This window comes from Halobacterium noricense (genome assembly GCF_021233435.1).
Lineage (GTDB): Archaea > Halobacteriota > Halobacteria > Halobacteriales > Halobacteriaceae > Halobacterium > Halobacterium noricense.
In genome coordinates, this window is sequence record NZ_CP089468.1 from 602902 (window position 1) to 617268 (window position 14367).

The 14367-nt window shown below is 65.5% G+C and carries 14 protein-coding genes, 1 tRNA gene and 1 pseudogene; 9 read left to right on the forward strand and 7 right to left on the reverse strand.

The window, feature by feature from the left end:
• Positions 1-36 precede the first annotated feature (36 nt).
• Together LT974_RS03355 and LT974_RS03360 are read left to right on the forward strand one after the other, a co-directional pair.
• Positions 37-504 (forward strand): annotated as a pseudogene (locus LT974_RS03355) (MaoC family dehydratase); the annotation flags it as partial.
• A 68-nt stretch (positions 505-572) separates the two neighbouring features.
• Positions 573-947, forward strand: a complete 375-nt coding sequence (locus LT974_RS03360; protein ID WP_232589255.1) for a CBS domain-containing protein — start codon at positions 573-575, stop codon at positions 945-947.
• Between the two features lie 28 nt (positions 948-975).
• Here LT974_RS03360 and LT974_RS03365 read toward each other — a convergent pair whose 3' ends face one another.
• Positions 976-2751 carry an acyl-CoA carboxylase subunit beta gene (locus tag LT974_RS03365; protein WP_232589256.1) on the reverse strand — a complete coding sequence of 592 codons (1776 nt, stop codon included), beginning with the start codon at positions 2749-2751 and terminating at the stop codon, positions 976-978.
• A 401-nt stretch (positions 2752-3152) separates the two neighbouring features.
• Between LT974_RS03365 and LT974_RS03370 the strand changes: the two genes are divergently transcribed.
• Both LT974_RS03370 and LT974_RS03375 read left to right on the forward strand, forming a co-directional pair.
• Complete coding sequence (locus tag LT974_RS03370; RefSeq protein WP_232589257.1) at positions 3153-4304, forward strand: calcium-binding protein; 1152 nt, start codon at positions 3153-3155, stop codon at positions 4302-4304.
• Complete coding sequence (locus LT974_RS03375) at positions 4301-6760, forward strand: right-handed parallel beta-helix repeat-containing protein (RefSeq protein WP_232589258.1); 2460 nt, start codon at positions 4301-4303, stop codon at positions 6758-6760. Before LT974_RS03370 ends, LT974_RS03375 begins: the two co-directional genes overlap by 4 nt.
• Here LT974_RS03375 and LT974_RS03380 read toward each other — a convergent pair whose 3' ends face one another.
• Positions 6761-7552: a TrmB family transcriptional regulator gene (locus LT974_RS03380; protein WP_232589259.1), complete on the reverse strand. Its 792-nt coding sequence runs from the start codon at positions 7550-7552 to the stop codon at positions 6761-6763.
• A gap of 370 nt (positions 7553-7922) precedes the next feature.
• On the opposite strand from LT974_RS03380, the gene LT974_RS03385 reads away from it, so the two are divergent.
• Complete coding sequence (locus tag LT974_RS03385; protein WP_232589260.1) at positions 7923-8735, forward strand: TrmB family transcriptional regulator; 813 nt, start codon at positions 7923-7925, stop codon at positions 8733-8735.
• 26 nt (positions 8736-8761) lie between these two features.
• On the opposite strand, the gene LT974_RS03390 is transcribed toward LT974_RS03385, so the two are convergent.
• Complete coding sequence (locus LT974_RS03390) at positions 8762-9076, reverse strand: hypothetical protein (protein ID WP_232589261.1); 315 nt, start codon at positions 9074-9076, stop codon at positions 8762-8764.
• 339 nt (positions 9077-9415) lie between these two features.
• On the opposite strand from LT974_RS03390, the gene LT974_RS03395 reads away from it, so the two are divergent.
• A complete protein-coding gene (locus tag LT974_RS03395) occupies positions 9416-9850 on the forward strand; it encodes a type IV pilin (RefSeq protein ID WP_232589262.1) in 435 nt (144 codons plus the stop codon).
• Positions 9851-10280: 430 nt separating this feature from the next.
• On the opposite strand, the gene LT974_RS03400 is transcribed toward LT974_RS03395, so the two are convergent.
• From LT974_RS03400 to LT974_RS03410, 3 genes are all read right to left on the reverse strand, one after another.
• A complete protein-coding gene (locus LT974_RS03400) occupies positions 10281-10793 on the reverse strand; it encodes a hypothetical protein (protein ID WP_232589264.1) in 513 nt (170 codons plus the stop codon).
• Positions 10794-11096, reverse strand: coding sequence for a hypothetical protein (locus tag LT974_RS03405; RefSeq protein ID WP_232590299.1), 303 nt, complete (start codon positions 11094-11096; stop codon positions 10794-10796).
• Positions 11097-11437: 341 nt separating this feature from the next.
• Positions 11438-11512 (reverse strand) — tRNA-Arg (locus tag LT974_RS03410).
• A 107-nt stretch (positions 11513-11619) separates the two neighbouring features.
• On the opposite strand from LT974_RS03410, the gene LT974_RS03415 reads away from it, so the two are divergent.
• The 3 genes from LT974_RS03415 to LT974_RS03425 all read left to right on the forward strand — a co-directional run bounded on the left by LT974_RS03415 (position 11620) and on the right by LT974_RS03425 (position 13669).
• Positions 11620-12459: a geranylgeranylglycerol-phosphate geranylgeranyltransferase gene (locus LT974_RS03415; RefSeq protein ID WP_232589265.1), complete on the forward strand. Its 840-nt coding sequence runs from the start codon at positions 11620-11622 to the stop codon at positions 12457-12459.
• A 120-nt stretch (positions 12460-12579) separates the two neighbouring features.
• Positions 12580-13227: an RAD55 family ATPase gene (locus LT974_RS03420; protein ID WP_232589266.1), complete on the forward strand. Its 648-nt coding sequence runs from the start codon at positions 12580-12582 to the stop codon at positions 13225-13227.
• A 31-nt stretch (positions 13228-13258) separates the two neighbouring features.
• Positions 13259-13669, forward strand: coding sequence for a CoA-binding protein (locus LT974_RS03425; protein WP_232589268.1), 411 nt, complete (start codon positions 13259-13261; stop codon positions 13667-13669).
• Between the two features lie 9 nt (positions 13670-13678).
• Here LT974_RS03425 and LT974_RS03430 read toward each other — a convergent pair whose 3' ends face one another.
• Positions 13679-14332, reverse strand: coding sequence for an AIM24 family protein (locus tag LT974_RS03430; RefSeq protein WP_232589269.1), 654 nt, complete (start codon positions 14330-14332; stop codon positions 13679-13681).
• Positions 14333-14367 lie beyond the last annotated feature (35 nt).

Sequence of the window (14367 nt, forward strand, 5' to 3'; positions counted from 1 at the left end):
TTCGGCGGTTTTAAGGATTGGGGCCGACCCCACTCACGCATGACGGGACGCTACTACGAGGAGTTCGACGTCGGTGAGACCATCGAGCACGAGAAGCGCCGCACCGTCTCGGAGGCGGACAACCAGCGGTTCTGCGACCTCACGATGAACCAGCAGCCGCTGCACCTCGACGCCGAGTTCGCCGCCGACACGCAGTTCGGCGAGCGTGTCGTCAACGGCCTCTACACGCTCAGTCTCGCCGTCGGCCTCACCATCCCGGACACCACCGACGGCACCATCGTCGCGAACCTCTCGTACGATGACGTCGAACACCCCGCGCCGGTGTTCCACGGCGACACCATCCGCGCGCAGTCGACCGTGACCGACAAGCGCGAGACCAGCGACGGCGAGCGCGGCGTCGTCACCTTCCACGTCGAAGCATTCGCCGTGAACCGCGACGACGAGTTGGTCTGCGAGTTCGACCGCACGGCGCTCTCGCTGAAGCGCAAACACGCCGAGGACTGAGCGACTGTTCGCGACTGCGACCTGCGGACGGGGAAACTGCCTTGGTCGGGGGGCGCGTGCGGTGTCGTATGTCTTCTTCCGAGAAGCCGACAGTCGAGGACGTGATGTCCACGCCGCTGGAGACCATTAGCGCCGACGCGACCGTGAAGGAGGCCGCACAGCGGATGCGCGCGAAAGACATCAGCGCGCTCGTCGTGACGACGACGCCGCGCGCGATAATCAGCAGCACGGACGTCCTCGACGCCGTCGCCGACGGGCAGGACGTCACCGAGTTGACGGTCGCGGACGTGATGACGACCGACGTCGAGACCGCCGCGCCCGACCTCTACATGGAGGAGGTCGCGGCGATGCTGACGACGTACGGCATCAAACACCTCCCGGTCGTCGACGACGACTACGTCGGCATGATCTCCTCGACGGACGTCACCGCACACCTGTCGTAGCCCCGCCCGAAACCGAACAATCGCTGCCTCAGAGAATTGTGCCGTGTTTCTTCGCGGGCCGGTCTTTCTCCACGTCCTCGTAGAACGCGAAGCGGTTCGCGAGCTCCGTCCGGAGTTCGGAGGGCGGGACGATTTCGTCGATGGCGGTCTCGCTGGCCATCCGGTGGACGTCGATGTCCTCGCGGTACTCTTCGCGGAGCTCCTGCTCGCGCTGCTCGCGCTCCTCGGGGTCGTCGATGTCGTTCAGCTTGTTCGCGTAGACGGCGTTGATTGCGGCTTCCGGCCCCATGATGCCGATTTCGCCCGAGGGGAGCGCGATGGTGGCTTCGGGGTCGTAGGCCGGCCCGCTCATGGCGTAGATGCCCGCACCGTAGGCCTTCCGCACGACGACGGACTGCTTGGGGACGGTGGCCTCGCTGGTGGCGTAAATCATCTTCTTGCCCTTCTCCAGGATGGCGTCCTTCTCGACCTGCGAGCCCGCCATGAAGCCGGGCGTGTCGCAGAGGTAGAGTAACGGAATGTTGTAGGCGTCGGACTTCCAGACGAATTCCGCGGCCTTCTCGGCGGCGTCCGGGAAGATAGCGCCCGCGCGCTCGGCGGGCTGGTTCGCGACGATGCCGACCGTGCGGCCGTCGATGCGCGCGTACCCCGTGAGAATCTCCTTGCCGTATTCGGGCTTGAGTTCGAAGAAGGAGTCGGCGTCCACCACGCGCTCGACGAGGTCGTGCATGTCGTACGCACGGTTCGGCGACTCGGGGATCAGGTCGTCGATGCCCGCGGTGGGTTTTGCGGGCGGCTTCGCGGGCTGGCTCGGCGGCTGCTCGTCGCTGTTGTCCGGGAGGTACTGAATCAGGTCCGAGACGAGTTCGCGGGCGTGTTCCTCGTCGCGGGCGACGAGGTCCGCGCTGCCGGACTGGCGGGCGTGCACCTCGGGGCCACCCAACTCCTGCATCTCGATTTCCTCGCCGGTCACCATCTTCACCATCCGGGGGCTGGCGATGGCCATCGCGGACATCCCTTCGACCATCACGGTGAAATCCGCGAACACGGGCGTGTACGCGGCTCCGGCGATGCACGGCCCGTACAGCACACAGACTTGGGGGACGCGACCGGAGAGCCGGGAGTGATTGAAGTAGTACTTCCCGATGCCCTCGCGGTTTGCGAAGAACCCGGACTGCTGGTCGATGCGGCCGCCCGAGGAGTCCATCAGGTACAGCACCGGCTGACCGGTCTTGAGCGCGCGCTGCTGCATCCGGAGGAACTTCTCGACGCCGCGCTCGGCCATCGATCCCGCCTTCACGGTGAAGTCGTTGGCCATGAAGTGGACGTCCCGGCCCTCGAAGTCCGCGGCCCCGGTGATGAGGCCGTCCGCGGGGAGGCGGGTGTCGGGGTCGGCCTCGTCGACGTCCGGGCTGTTCGGGTGCCAGGAGTCGAAGTTGGCGAACTTCCCGTCCTCGAAGAGGAGGTCGCCCGCGCCGTCCCCGTCCTCGTCGCCGAACCAGAGGTCGAGGCGGTCGCGCACGAACAGTTTGTCCTGCTCGCTCAGGCGCGCCTTGTACTTCTCGGGGCCGCCTTCGAGGATGTCCGCGATTTCCTCGCGGAGCCGTTCCTCCCGCTCGGTCGGCCCGAGTTTACGCTCCTCGGGTTTGTCGCTCGCGGCGGGCTCGGGTGCGGCGTGGGTGGCTGCGGGTTCGTCGGCCTCGCCGAGGTACACTTCGACCTCGTCGGCGACGTGTTCGGCGAGCGCGGCGGCGACCGCCTGCGCTTCCTCCTCGGTCGCGCCGGCACCGATTCGTACCTTCATGGTCTTTCGTGAGGCGTAGGGCGGCAAACCGTTTTCTCTTCGCCGGCCACAAAGATTACGTCCTCTCACAGAAAACAAATCGTCTATGGGTCCCGTCGAACTGCTACTGGCGCTGCTGTTCGCCGTGGTGTTCGCCGCGTTCGCGTACCTGCTCCCGCAGGTGTACGAGACACTCCACTCGTGACGGCGGCGCTCGCGCCGCGGTCGACGCCCGCCGCGTCGCGAGGCCACCCTGCACACCTATTGTCCCGGCCGCCGCGCTCGTACGCATGGGGGACGACGCGATGCGACGGTTCCCCGTCCCGGATGCCGACGAGTAACCCGGGACGGCGGCCAGACTGCTCACCTAGTCGGGTGCACTCACCACTATCTTCAAGTGCGTTACACCAAGACAGAGGGACGTGTCTCGGTGCTCAGTTCCGCGTGCCGCCGTGGTCGCCGTGGTCGCCGTGGTCGTCGCTCTCGTGGCGGCGAGCCCGGCGACGGCGCTCGCGGCCGGCACCGTCGACGCCACCACGGTCGACTCCGGCGTCCTCTCGGTCGACGTGACCGGCGCGGGCGCTGCGACCGAGCGTGGTGGCGTCTACTACGTGTGGGCCGACGAACCCGCGACCGTGCGGGTGACCGTCGGTGATTACCTCGACGACTCCGACACCTACTACGCCGACTACGACGTCCGACTGACCGAAACCCGGCAAGCCAGCTACAGCGAGCCGTTCGACACCTCGCTGGACGTGACGACGGTGACGCTCGGCGAACTGGCGACGACCGACGCCGACCTCACGCTCGAACCCCGCGAGCAGGAGCTCGAACCCGGCCGGCACACGCTGTACGCGACGATGTACAGTTCGCAGAGCGGCGACACCTCGCGCCGCGACGACCAGGCAATCACGGTCCACGTCGTCAACAAGGGCGGCGACCTCGACGCCGACGGGCTCTCGAATGCCAACGAGCTCTCCCTGGACACCGACTTCCGGGACGCCGACACGGACGGCGACGAACTCGAAGACGGCTACGAGGTTCACCAGTTCGACTCCAACCCGACCGCCCGCGACACCGACGGTGACGGCACCCGCGACGACGAGGAGGTCCGCGCGGGCACGGACTACGGGAACGCGGACACGGACGCCGACAGCCTCGACGACCGCTCCGAACTCGCGGGGAACACGTCCGCCATCGAGGCCGACGCGGACCTCGACGGGCTCCCGGACGCGCTCGAAGTCGACCTCGGCACCGACTCCGAGGACCGTGACACGGACGGCGACGGACTCACCGACCTGACCGAGTACCGCGACACGGGCACGGACTCGCTGGACGCGGACACGGACGGCGACGGCGTCGAAGACGCCATCGAACTGCGCCGGTACGGCTCCAATCCGACCGCGACCGACTCGGACGGCGACGGGATTCCGGACGGCGAGGAAGTGGTACGCAGCACGGACCCCACGACCCCGAACGACGACGCGGAGAACTCAGCGGTCGCGGGCAGTACTGGCGCGTTCGACTGGTCGATGCACTACCCGCTGGGACGGCTCCTGCACGCACTCACATGACGTCGCGAAAACTCCTCCTCGGCGCGCTCGTGGTGCTCGGGGTGGTCGCCACCGGCGTCGCCGCGAGCGCTGCCGCGCCAGCGACGGCCGCGGAGACGACGCCGACGTACGTCGAGCGTAACGTGACCGAGAACACGACGTGGATGGCCGAGGACGGCCCGTACTACGTCGGCGGCGATTTGACGGTCGCCGGGGACGCGACGCTCACTATCGAGCCCGGCACGCGGGTCAACGTCGGCGAGGAGGTCACGATCACCGTCGAGGGCAGTCTGGTCGCGGCCGGGACCGCGGCCGACCCGATTCAGTTCACGACCGCGGACGCGTCCTCGGACGCGGGCACGTGGCAGACCATCGAGTACGCCGGCGACCGCGACTCGACGCTCCGGTTGGCGCACGCCGTCGTCGAACACGGTACGACCGCGATTACGGCGACTTCCAGCGAGGGGTCGATTCGGCTCGCCAACTCGACGGTCCGCGAGCACGTCCGCAACGGGCTGGCCGTCACGACGCGCGACGGGTCGCCGTCGATTCGAATTGCGGACTCGCGGTTCACGGATGTGGGGCGCGCGGGCGTCGCGTTCGAGGTCTCCGAGACGGATCCGTACGTGGACGCGGTCCGGAACGTGCAAATCTCCGGTAGTACCTTCGCGAACACCGGCGCGAACGGCGTTCGTGTGCGCGCTCGACGGATTTCAGACGTCAGGCTGACCGACGTCACCGTCGCCGGCGTCTCGGACGCTGGCGTGGCGTTCGAGACTGAGTCGATGGACGCGCGCCCGCAGTCCACCAACGAGCACCGCGTCGCGGACGTGACGCTCCGACGCGTCGGAGTTGAGCGCGTGGGCGGGGACGGCGTCGCGTTCCGCGGCGGCGCGCTCGACGACGTCGACGTACTGAACAGCGAGGTCCGGGGCGCGTCCGGGAGCGGCTTCCACGTGGAGGGTGCGACCGACGCCGACCGCGTGCGCTTCGCGCGCAACACGGTCGTCGACTCCCGGAACGGCCTCCGGGTCGCGCTGCGGCGGACGACTGGCGGCATCCAGCACGTCACGCTCGCCGTCGAGAACAACGAGCTCGCACGTAACGACCGGTACGGCGTCGACGCCACCGCGGAGTACGTCTTCGTGGACGACTTCGACGTGCGGAACAACACGCTCGCCGAGAACGGCGACGGCGGCGCGACGTTCGCCACCCAGCAGGTCGACAACACGGTGTTCGCGGACAACGTCGTGCGCGCGAACGGCGGCCCGGGAATTGCTGTCTCCGCGGTCCGCGTGCGCGGCGTGACTGCCCTCCGGAACCGCCTCGTCGGGAACGCCGACGACGGATTCTCCGTTCGGGCGAGCGACCTGCTCGGCGGGATAAACGTGGGATTCAACGACGCGCTCGACAACGACGAGTTCGGCGTCGATATTGCGGGCCAGCGCGCGGGCACGACCACCGAAATCCACAACAACACCATCGTAGCGAACGGGAACGGCGTGCGCGTCGCCGGACCGACGCCGGCACGGTTGGCGAACAACTCTGTGGTGTTGAACACGGCGGACCGGGAGCGCGCCGACGGCGGCCGCGACGCCGCTGCTGCGACTGGCGTGGTCGTCGAGAACGCCCCGAACGTCGAACTCGTGCACAACGACGTCTACGGCCACATCATCGGCCTGCGTAGCTCTCTCGACGGGGAGACCGTCGTCGCCGAGCACAACTACTGGGGTGCCGAGTCGGGTCCGTACCACGAGACGCTCAACCCCGGCGGCGCGGGCGACGCGGTCGTCACCGACGGCGGGAAGGCCGACCCGGTACCGTTCGCGAGCGAGCCGTTCGGCCCGCGCTACGAGCGCCCGACCGCGGTGCTCGCAGCCAACGAGACGACCGTCGAGCCCGGCGAGTCGGTCGAATTCTCGGGGCACCAGTCCACCGACGACGGTGCTATCGCGCGCTACGACTTCACCGTCGACGGCGAGCGGCGCTCCGGCGCGGCAGCGACGCACGTCACCACGTTCGACGAACCCGGGACGTACGAGGTCTCGCTCGCCGTCGAGGACGAACTGGGCGTGCGCAGCCTCAACGACGCGACTGTGAACGTCACCGTCGAGCCCGCCGCACAGACGACACAGCGGACGACGGCAGGGCCGACCGCGACAGTGACCACCGCACCTCGCTCCAGTGACGGCAGTAACGGCTCGCTGCTGGCGAGCCTGTTCTCGCTGTGGGGCGGGCTGGGGGCGCTGTTCTACGTGCTCGCGCTGATGCTCGGTGCCTACGGGACGTGGCTCTCCATCGATGGCCGCGACCCGCCGGTCGCCGGGACGACGATTCACGCGCTCGCCGCGGTCGGCGTGCTCACGTGGGCCGTCGCCGGCTTCCTCGGGGACGGCGCGCTGCTCACGTTCGCCGTCGGCGGCGCTGTCGCGTGGGGTGGATTGATTGCAGTCGTGCTCGCGCTCGCGACGAGATAGCTAGTCGGCGTCGTCGAGACGCCACGTGAAAATCGCCCGCAGCACGACGACGAGGCTGTTCGACTCTCCACTCCCCCAGATAGCCGTCTCCGACTCGGGCGTCGACGGTTGGCCGTTCTCCCCGCCGACGAGCACGCTCACGAGCGTCGTCCCGCCGTCCACCATCATGAGCCGGCCGGCCGGCGTGTCCGACCACATCCACAGCGACTCGAACAGCTCGGCGCTGGGCACCTCCTCCTGGATGCGCTCCTGGACGTCCGGCGACACGCCCGCGAGCTCGATGTCGACGCCGCGGTCCGCGGCCGCTTCGAGGGCGTCGACGACGTCCTCGGTGAGCAGCTCCTCGACGGTCATGTAGACGATGCGGTCCTCGGCGTTCTCGCAGAACTCCAGCACGCGGTCGGTCACGGTCTTCCGGCCGGAAACCGTCCAGACGCCGCGCTGTTCGTCCCGGCGCTCGATCGGCTCGATTTCGTCCAGCGCTTCCGTGAGGACGGCTGCGCGGTGCTGCCACTCGCGTTCGACCTTCCGCCCGGTCGTCTCCGCGGAGATGGCCCAGAACTCCTTGGGTGTGGACTGCTGGACGTCGACGAGGCCGTAGTCGCGGAGTTCGTCGACGGCGTCGTAGACTCGCGTCCGAGGCACGTCCGCGACCCGACTGACGTCCTTGGCGGTGCCGGTGTCGAGGCCGACGAGCGCGACGAACGTCCGCGCCGCATACGTGCTCAGGCCGAACTGTTCGAGCTGTTCGATGGCGACGGCGCGCGCGTCGTCGGATGAATTAGCAGTCATAACTGGTCTGCCCGCTCCGAGAACCCCGCCACGCGGTGTGGCGAGCCGGCACGCGGAGTTGTGGTTGGGATACAAAGGGGTCGCGTGCCACCCGTGAAGTTTCTCAGCCGACCGTATAATGATTTTATGATTAATCGGGTAAACCGAGATAACGAGCGAAGCGAGTCCGATATTACAGCTCGCAATATCTATTCTGTTGTCACTGTAGGAATCACAAATAATTCTCTGAAAACCGTCGGAAAGGCAGTTTGCAGCACTTCCGAACGAATCACTGCCAACGCTACTGATGACTACAGTAACAACGCATATCCGTCCTGCAGTGCTACTCTCCCACCAACCCCGGACTCGCCCGGGCTGCGCGTTGGGACACATGACCAGGAACGAGACCGCCGAGGAGGCCATCGACGTCCTCCAAGAACTCGGCTTGAAAGAGTACGAAGCCAAGTGCTTCGTCGGCCTGACACGGGTTCCGACGGGCACAGCGAAAAAGCTCAGCGAAATCACCGACGTGCCGCGAACACGGATTTACGACGCGATTCGCGTCCTCGAAGCACAGGGACTCGTCGAAATTCAGCACTCCAGTCCCCAGCAGTTCCGCGCCGTCCCGCTGGCGGAAGCCACCGAGACGCTGCGCGACCGGTACGAATCCCGCGTCGAACAGCTCCACGACGCGCTCGAAGCCGTCGAGAGCGTCGAGAGCGACGCGAAGTCCTCAGTCCAGGAGGTGTGGACGCTGACCGGACAGACCGCGATTGCGAACCGCGCGAACCAACTCGTCGAGGACGCCGACGACGACGTCGTGTTCGTCGTCGGCGACGACGCGCTGTTGACCGACGAACTCGTCGAACACCTCAACGGCCTCCCCGACGGCGTCGACCTGGCCATCGGCACCGTCTCGGCGTCCGCACAGACCGAGATTCAGGACGCGGTGCCGGGAGCCACGACGTTCATCTCCGGGCTGGAGTGGCTCCGGAGCGAGACTGACGCCGACCACGACGTCGCCATCGGTCGGCTCATGCTCGTCGACCAATCGTCGTTCCTCGTGAGTTCCATCATGCCCGACACGCACACCGAGCAAGCCATCTTCGGCACCGGCGTCGGGAACGGGCTCGTCGTCGTCGCGCGCCGACTCATGGCGCAGGGGCTCGTGCCGGGCCGCGACCCCGGACAGGCCGACGAGTAGCGCCCGATTCGGTCGTGTAACCCGAGTCAGAGGTCCGTCTGGATGTCGACGATGGTTTTCGCGGTCTCGAAGATGTCGTCGGCAGCCAGGAACGCCTCCACGGAGTCGAAGTCCGCGGGCTCGGTCGGAATCTGGAGTTCGAACTCGTCGTCGTCGAGCCCGCCCGTAATCCGCGCGAGCGACTGCGTCCCGCCCGCCTGTACGTGAATCACCGCCTTCACGGTGTCGTCCTCGACCTGCACGTGTTGAATCTCCAGCGGGCCATCCTGCCCGCCGTCCGCGTAGTGTAACACCGCGGGCACCGCGTCCATCTGCACCAGTTTCGTGCCGAGTGTCGCCATGCTGGAATACGCGCCGCACGGCCGGAAAAACGGCGCGACTCGCGCACCTGAATGGATTCTCGCTATCGGGAATTCGACGCCGTGCCGAGATTGGCCACAAAACTTTCACTGTGGGTGGGAGGAGTACGTTCACCCCGGTAGAATTCCGAGGTCAGTCAGCATCTCGACGTTGATTTCTTCGTGGGGCCGTGGCATCGCCACGGTCTGCCCCCTCTCACTCGTCAGACGAGCGTCTTTCACGTGTTAGATTGGCTATGACCTGCCACAGGGGTTTTATTACAAGCGATGGCAATTTGAGTGTAAGCGCTGACCATCGGTGTCATGCGTGTGACGAGAACCATGAAAATCAGCTTCGAAATCCCTGACCGCGACGAACGTGGGGTCTCGCCGGTCATCGGCGTCATCCTGATGGTAGCGATTACAGTCATCCTGGCCGCCGTCATCGCCAGCTTCGTACTCGGCTTCGGCGACCAGGTCAGCCAGAACGTGCAGGCCGGGGCAGACATTAGCGAAAATGACGACGGCACGGCTACAGTGACGTGGATTAGTGAGGGTAACGCAGACCACCTGAACGTGTCGGTTCCCAGTGGTTCCGAAGTTAATATCAGTGATAGCCTAACCGCTAATATTGATAATGTGGGGGGTACAGCTACAGTCCAACCAAATGAAACTTCCACTGACACTACCGTGACGGTAACTGTAACGGCCGTAGGTAGCGGTGATTCAAGAACGGTAGTCGCTCAAGAAGAAGTTAGCATCGAAGGCAGCGCCTAACCTTTCATCCATCTTTTTCGTTTTAGACTGGGTGGCAGCTACGCTTTATCCGACACGTAGTATAGCAGATTCAGACTCCTTCTCTCGGGAGATTTCTTAACCTGCAACATCCCGTTGAACTTCTCTAAGCTCGTTAGACTTCTGTACTGCGGATGATTTCGCACATGCAGACGAAGTACCCATCAGGTGAAGAAATAAGGAAGAGAAACAGGCTGACGTAGATTCCGTATCTTACCTCCACGAAGAATTAAACAGCTACTCGGTAGAAAGAGACGTTTCGACTTCGTACCGAAGTTGGAGTGTGTGGTACTGACACTCTCGTTTTAGCTCGGCAACGACGTTTCTAGATGCTCACGACGAACCGTTTAGGATGATCCGGAGCGTATTGACGGCCACCAGCGAGTGACGAACAGCCGCAATCAGTTCGCTTCTAGCCGTTCGTGAGGAGCGAGCGTGTGCGTTGGACGTAGCTGTTGTCGTCCCAACTGCGGGCCGTACTGATGTCGGCGAGGAGTGCAAGCGCATCCTCCGAAGACAGTTGCTTCGTTCGAACGAATACCGAGAGGAGCGTCTGCGTCGTGACGAGTCGCGTATCGGCCAGCGACGCGTGAATGAGCCCGAGTCGATTGAATTCGTCACACAGCAGGAAGGCTGCTTCGGTGTCGTTCGCGAGCGTCACGGCGGCGTTCTCGCCGTCGTCGAGTGGAAATTCCGAGTCTAGTTCGACTGTCTGGGTCATCGCGTCGTCGATTCGGTCCAGAACTTCAGTCGCGGCGCGACCGTGTTCGTCGTCGTAGGACGCGATTTCGCGGAGCTCGTCCACAACGACAGTCGGAATGCGGACGTCGTAGGCGGAGAAACATAGTGAGAGCGGGCTGAAGTCGCCATCAGCTGGGATACCAAGGCTGACGAGTGCGGAGGTGTCTGCGACGAGCGTCGTCATTTATTGCTCGGCGATGTCGTCGGCGAAGTCTTCGTTCAGTTGCTGCTTGAGGACACGGAGGTTCGCAGCTTCTTCGGCGCCGACGAGGGATTTGAGTTGGTCGTAGGAGATTTCGTCGTCGTAGTAGGCGGCGGCGATTTCCTGGGTGAGGGCGTCGTCGTGGGTGGCGTCTTGGAGGTACTCGCGGAGGGCAGTGACGAGGATGTCGGTTCGGTCCTCGCCGAGAACGGTTGCGAGTGCGTCTGTGCGGTCGATGAGGCGGTCCGGAGCGCGGAATTGCACTCGCTTCTTGTCGGCGCTTATGATGTGTACGTTGTGAGCCTGTCCACTTAGCCGTTGCCGTGTGTACAGTGTGAGCCAATTCGGTGGGCCTGCTCGAACGAGTTCGACGGAGGTCCTCACGACGGAAGATGGGACCAGCGTGAGAGGCAGGCAGTTACTCGGTAGCGAATGACGTGAGACTTCGGAGGATTCGGTAGAAACCGGTCGTGCGAAATCATCGGGGCCGGCCTTGTGAGAACCCCCGAAATGGTGCTATAGGATTTGAACCGGAAGCAGACGTGCTCGCTTCGCTGCGCGCGATTGCCAGGGTTCAAACCCTTCGGCCCAGATTTAGCTCCTCACGTGCGTTCGTCACAAAATCATGGGCGCTGCAGGATTTGAACCCGCGGCGTCTTGGTCCGAAGCCAAGTGCTCTGTCCAAGCTGAGCTAAGCGCCCGGCACGCGAACGTAGACGGAGGTCGGCTTTAAACCCGGTGATTCGGTACGGGCGGAGGTTCGGTCGTATCGCCTCCTTTATTCGGGGTGGTCCGCGTAGGCGTGGGCATGAGCGTGGCGGCGACAGTTCGAGGGCTGGTGGAGCTCACGCGGCCGGTAAACACGGTCGCGGCGGGTGCGTTGACGTTCATCGGGGCGTTCGTCGCCGGTGGGGCGTTCGCGGAGCCGGCGGCGACGGCGGCCGCGGTGGGGGCGACGTGGTTCGCGACGGCGGCGGGGATGGCGATAAACGACTACTTCGACCGGGAGATCGACCGCATCAACGATCCGGAGCGGCCGATTCCGCGGGGCGCGGTGTCGGCGCGCGGTGCGCTCGCGTTCAGTCTCGTGCTGTTCGCGGGTGCGATGGTGCTCGCGCTGCAGTTGCCGCCGCTGGCGCTGGGCATCGCGGCGGTGAACCTCCTCGGACTGGTGACGTACACGGAGTACTTCAAGGGGCTGCCGGGCGCGGGGAACGCGCTCGTGGCGTACCTCGTCGGGAGCACGTTCTTGTTCGGCGCGGCAGCCGTGGGCGACCCGCTGGCGGGCGGCGTGCTCGCGGTGCTGGCGGCGCTGTCGACGTTCACGCGCGAGGTCATCAAGGACGTCGAGGACGTGGCCGGTGACCGCGAGGAAGGGCTGCGGACGCTCCCCATCGTCGTGGGCGAGCGGCGCGCGCTCGTGCTCGGCACCGTCCTCTTGGTCGTCGCCGTGCTTGCGAGTCCGGTGCCGTACCTGGTCGGGACGTTTGGCGTCTGGTATCTCGTCGTCGTGGCACCCGCGGACGCGGTGATGTTGGCGGCGGCGTACCGGAGTTTCGACGACCCGGAGGCGGGCCAGCAACTACTGAAGGCCGGGACGTTCGTCGCCGCTGTAGCGTTCATCGCCGGTCGGCTGGCCGCCCCGTAAGGTGGCCAATCAAAAGGAATATAAGCGAATCAGCATATCTTTCGGGCAGATGAGAACGGGGGAGCACGACTCGTCGACACGCCACCCCCCGGTCGCAGTCGGGACGCGAGGGGTAGCATAATGTACGAGCTTGGCGCGGCCTTCTCGGACGTGAACGTCGACCCGGGGACCAACATCCTCGTCGAGGGACCGCCGATGAGCGGCAAGCGAGACTTCGGATTCGACATCCTCGCGACCGGCGCTCGGGAAGGCGAGGGTGCCATCGTCGTGTCGACGAAGGACAGCGCCGAGCGCATCATCGAGGACTTCGCCGAGCACGTCGGCGAGGCCGAGCCGCTGCTGGGCGTCGTCGACTGCGTCACCAAACAGCAGGGGATGGGGACGGCGACGGAGTCCGAGCTCGTGCGCTACGCGTCCTCGCCGGTGGACCTCACCGGCATCGGTATCGAGCTCTCCGAGCTGCTGCGCGCGCTCTACCAGCAGCGCGGCGTCACCCGCAACCGCATCCTCCTGCACTCGCTGTCGACGCTGTTGATGTACTCGGACCTCCAGACGGTGTTCCGCTTCCTCCACGTGTTCACGGGGCGCGTGCAGAGCGCGGACGCCCTCGGCGTGTTCGTCGTCGACTCCAGCGCCCACGACGAGCAGACGGTGAGCACGCTCAAGCAGCTGTTCGACGGCATCGTCACGATTCGCGAGCGCGAGGACGGCGGCTTCGAGGCGCGCCTCGTCGGCATCGACGACGGCACCGACTGGCGCGACCTGTAGCTTTTTCGCCGCGGCCGCCCAACGAGAGCGTATGCCCGTCGAATCAGACGCCGAACTCGGGGAGATTCTGGAGTACGACCACGTCGCCGTCGTCGGTTGTTCCTCGACGGCCGGGAAGGCCGCCCACGACGTCCCGCAGTACTTGCTCGACCACGGCTACGACGTGATTCCCGTGAACCCGTACGCCGACGAACTCTTCGAGCGGGAAGCCTACGACTCGCTGTCCGACGTCGACGAACAGGTCGACATCGTTGACGTGTTCCGGCCCAGCGAGGAGGTCGCGGGCATCGTCGACGAGGCCATCGCGCGCGACGACGTGCAGGTCGTCTGGACGCAACTCGGCATCCGCGACGACGACGCCGCCCAGCGCGCCGAAGACGCGGGGCTGCGCGTCGTCCAGGACAAGTGCATGAAAGTCGAGTACGGCCGCTTGAAGGCCTGAAACCCTACTCTACATCTGCCCGCCTTCTTCGTGGGGTTGGAGGACGACGAACCCCTCGTCGGCGGTGAACTCCATCTGGACGGACTCGCCGGAAGTCTGCCCGATTTCGAGCGCCTTGTTCACGGAGAACGACGGCGAGAGTCCGTCGCTCCACGCGACTGTCGCGTCGGGGTCGGTCTTCACGGGTGGCGTCACGACCAGCGGGTCGCCGTGCGTCGTGACGGCGACTTCGCCGGGTCCGGTCAGGTAGACGTTCGTCAGCCCGCTCGCGGCAGCTCCCGAGAGGCTGCCGACGGTGTTGATTTCGTAGTCGACGCTCGACTCGAACGCGAGCACGTCGTTGCCGTTGACGGAGAGCGACTCGCCGGCGTCGAGGTCGAGAGTCTGGACTTTCTTGCTGCGGTCGGCGACGTAGAGGTAGCCGGAGCCTTCCGCGGCCATGACTGGCGTCCCTTCGCTGGTCACGGCTTCCTTGACGAAGCCGGTGAGGCCGCCCTCGGCGGTCGACTTCCCGGTGAACGTCAGTTCGCCGGTGTAACCGACCATCGAGCCGGCACGAATCATCACGGTCCCGTCGACCGGGATGCCGAGGAGGCGGTTGTTCTCCTTGCGAAACCCGTCGGCGTCAGCTTCGGCGGCTTGTGGGATATTCGAGAGGTCCATGGGGACGTCGGCCCGGTTCTCGACAGTCCGAGTTA

Coding starts and splice junctions, on each gene's coding strand:
- LT974_RS03360 (WP_232589255.1), top strand. CDS start 573: ATGTCTTCTTCCGAGAAGCCGACAGTCGAGGACGTGATGTCCACGCCG.
- LT974_RS03365 (WP_232589256.1), bottom strand. CDS start 2,751: ATGAAGGTACGAATCGGTGCCGGCGCGACCGAGGAGGAAGCGCAGGCG.
- LT974_RS03375 (WP_232589258.1), top strand. CDS start 4,301: ATGACGTCGCGAAAACTCCTCCTCGGCGCGCTCGTGGTGCTCGGGGTG.
- LT974_RS03380 (WP_232589259.1), bottom strand. CDS start 7,552: ATGACTGCTAATTCATCCGACGACGCGCGCGCCGTCGCCATCGAACAG.
- LT974_RS03385 (WP_232589260.1), top strand. CDS start 7,923: ATGACCAGGAACGAGACCGCCGAGGAGGCCATCGACGTCCTCCAAGAA.
- LT974_RS03390 (WP_232589261.1), bottom strand. CDS start 9,076: ATGGCGACACTCGGCACGAAACTGGTGCAGATGGACGCGGTGCCCGCG.
- LT974_RS03395 (WP_232589262.1), top strand. CDS start 9,416: ATGAAAATCAGCTTCGAAATCCCTGACCGCGACGAACGTGGGGTCTCG.
- LT974_RS03400 (WP_232589264.1), bottom strand. CDS start 10,793: ATGACGACGCTCGTCGCAGACACCTCCGCACTCGTCAGCCTTGGTATC.
- LT974_RS03415 (WP_232589265.1), top strand. CDS start 11,620: ATGAGCGTGGCGGCGACAGTTCGAGGGCTGGTGGAGCTCACGCGGCCG.
- LT974_RS03420 (WP_232589266.1), top strand. CDS start 12,580: ATGTACGAGCTTGGCGCGGCCTTCTCGGACGTGAACGTCGACCCGGGG.
- LT974_RS03425 (WP_232589268.1), top strand. CDS start 13,259: ATGCCCGTCGAATCAGACGCCGAACTCGGGGAGATTCTGGAGTACGAC.
- LT974_RS03430 (WP_232589269.1), bottom strand. CDS start 14,332: ATGGACCTCTCGAATATCCCACAAGCCGCCGAAGCTGACGCCGACGGG.